General features: G+C 64.5%; 3 protein-coding genes. 2 read left to right on the top strand and 1 reads right to left on the bottom strand.

Annotated features, from left to right (window positions below):
• The coding region (locus WCB02_RS12310; RefSeq protein ID WP_423958494.1) for an MFS transporter at nucleotides 1-929 on the top strand (929 nt) is incomplete at its 5' end.
• 30 nt (nucleotides 930-959) lie between these two features.
• Here the strand turns inward: WCB02_RS12310 and WCB02_RS12305 are convergent.
• The gene (locus tag WCB02_RS12305; RefSeq protein WP_423958493.1) at nucleotides 960-1,307 is read right to left on the bottom strand and encodes a G1 family glutamic endopeptidase; all 348 of its coding nucleotides are present in this window, start codon (nucleotides 1,305-1,307) and stop codon (nucleotides 960-962) included.
• Between the two features lie 251 nt (nucleotides 1,308-1,558).
• Here WCB02_RS12305 and WCB02_RS12300 point away from each other — a divergent pair.
• Nucleotides 1,559-2,002, top strand: a 444-nt coding sequence (locus WCB02_RS12300; RefSeq protein ID WP_423958492.1) for a DUF4436 family protein, incomplete at its 3' end; no start/stop codon positions are given.

Below are 2,002 nucleotides of genomic sequence, written 5' to 3'. Positions count from 1 at the left end.
GGATCAATGTGCCGATCGGCCTTCTCGGCATCCTGCTCTCGCTGAGGTTCATCCAAAACCTGCGCGAGGAGGCGGTGCCGCGCTTCGACTTCAGGGGATTCGTGCTGTCCGGGGTCGGTCTTTTGAGCCTCATTTCGGGGATCAGCGTGATCGGGCGCGGCATCGCGCCGCTGTGGCTAGTCGTGGCGATGGTCGCGATCGGCGCGCTCGCGCTCGCGGCCTACGTCCGCCACGCCGGCGACAACGAGGACGCGATCCTCGATCTCAAGCTCCTTAAAATTCCGACGTTCTATGCCGGCGTCATCGGCGGGCTCATTTTCCGTATCGGCATCGGCGCCATGCCCTTCCTGCTGCCGCTCCTGTTGCAGATCGGTTTCGGCCTTACGCCGTTCGAATCGGGCTCGCTGACCTTCGCCACCGCGGCCGGCGCGCTCCTGATGAAATTCACCGCTTCGACCTTACTGCGGTGGTTCGGCTTCCGGCGCACGCTTATGGTCAATGGCCTGATCTCCGGCGCGTTTCTGGCCGCCTGCGCCCTCTTCACGCCGACTACGCCGCACTGGATGTTACTGTTGACGCTGCTGACCGGAGGCTTCTTCCGCTCGCTCGAATTCACCGCCCTCAACGCCATCAGCTACGCCGACATCGACCCCCCGCGGATGAGCCGCGCCACCAGTTTCGCCAGCGTCTCGCAGCAGATGTCGGGGGCGATCGGGGTCGCGGTGGCTGCGATCTGCGTGCAGTCGATCCAGTTCGGCTTCGGCGATCCCGAGCTTCAGGCGCGCGACCTTTCGCTCTCCTTCGTCCTGGTGGCGATCATCTCGAGCCTGTCGGTCTTCGTCTTCGCCCAGCTCAAGCCGGACGCGGGCGCGGCGGTGTCGGGCAAGCTCGCGGCGTCGCCTGAAGCCCAGCCAGCGGCGGCGGAGTGAGGCGCCCGCGGATGGTTCGAAGGGTCGCGATCAGCCCATGAAGTCGATCGTCACCGAACCGGAGACGAAACTGCTCGAGGTGAGCGGCGTGCCGCCGACGGGCGCACTTTCGATGTCCAGCAAAAATCCGGTGTTCGCAGCGGTCCACGGACCGAAAATGCCATCGACGCCGCAGGAGATCGGCGCATTGAAGACGACGGGCGTGAACTTCGGCAGCGAACTGATCCCCTCGCCGCCGTCTGGCGCTTCCACAATCCATTCCACGGAGCTGCCGTTGAGGTTTTCCGCAGCTCGAACGGCATCGCCCTGCGCAACTTTTCCTCGTCGAACATGAACGTTGACGGCTTGCTGCCTGCGTCTGTCATGAGGCCTCCCCATCGTCCGCCTGCCCACGAGGCGGCCGCAAACCCAGTCGACACCGCTATCAGTCTCATTGCAACAAGCTGTGACCGCCGTCACTCGCCCGGCTGGCGTCCCGTCGCGTCGCCCCGAGTTTGGCTGGAGCGCGCTGCGAAGAACTGGGGACTAGTTTTCGCTCGACGCTCCGGAAAGCAACGCAATAGTAGTCCCTCGGCGATTCGGCCGCCGCCAAGGCCCTAACTTATCCACGGACGCGATAGAGGTGGGGGATGGACCGGCGCCAGCCACGCGGCCTGAAGATGCGATTGCTGGCGGTCGGGATCGTCCTGCTGGCGCTCACAGCGTGCTATCTCCTGATGCTTAGCCGCTTCAAGGTTTCGGAACTGCCCGGCGAGCAGCATTTCGGCGCCGCAGACCCGGTCGAGCCGGCGGGGGAGGTTTATCTCGAGCCGATCAGCATCGACGCTCTCAACGACGCCTTGCAGATGCGCGCCTATCTGATGCCGAGCGTCTCGGCGAGCAAAAACGCTCACGCCGCCTCGGACCGCGATCTGACCTTGCTGGTCGCCCACGACAAGACGGTGGAGGAAGTGAAGCTGGCGGCAGCCGACCATATGGCGACCTCGACCTTCGAGGTCGACCTCAATGAGGGCAGCGTCAGCCGTTACCCGCTGGACTCCTACGTCGCTCGGTTCGGCGTCCAACTCATGGAC

The sequence above is a fragment of the Bradyrhizobium sp. genome, from assembly GCF_049581145.1.
Lineage (GTDB): Bacteria > Pseudomonadota > Alphaproteobacteria > Rhizobiales > Xanthobacteraceae > Bradyrhizobium.
The sequence above is the reverse complement of the archived record's forward strand: the minus strand, read 5'-3'. Positions and strand labels throughout refer to the sequence as shown.

Bases quoted from the DNA above. Each gene is read 5' to 3' on its own strand.
- WCB02_RS12305 (WP_423958493.1), bottom strand. From the start codon at position 1,307: ATGGGGAGGCCTCATGACAGACGCAGGCAGCAAGCCGTCAACGTTCAT.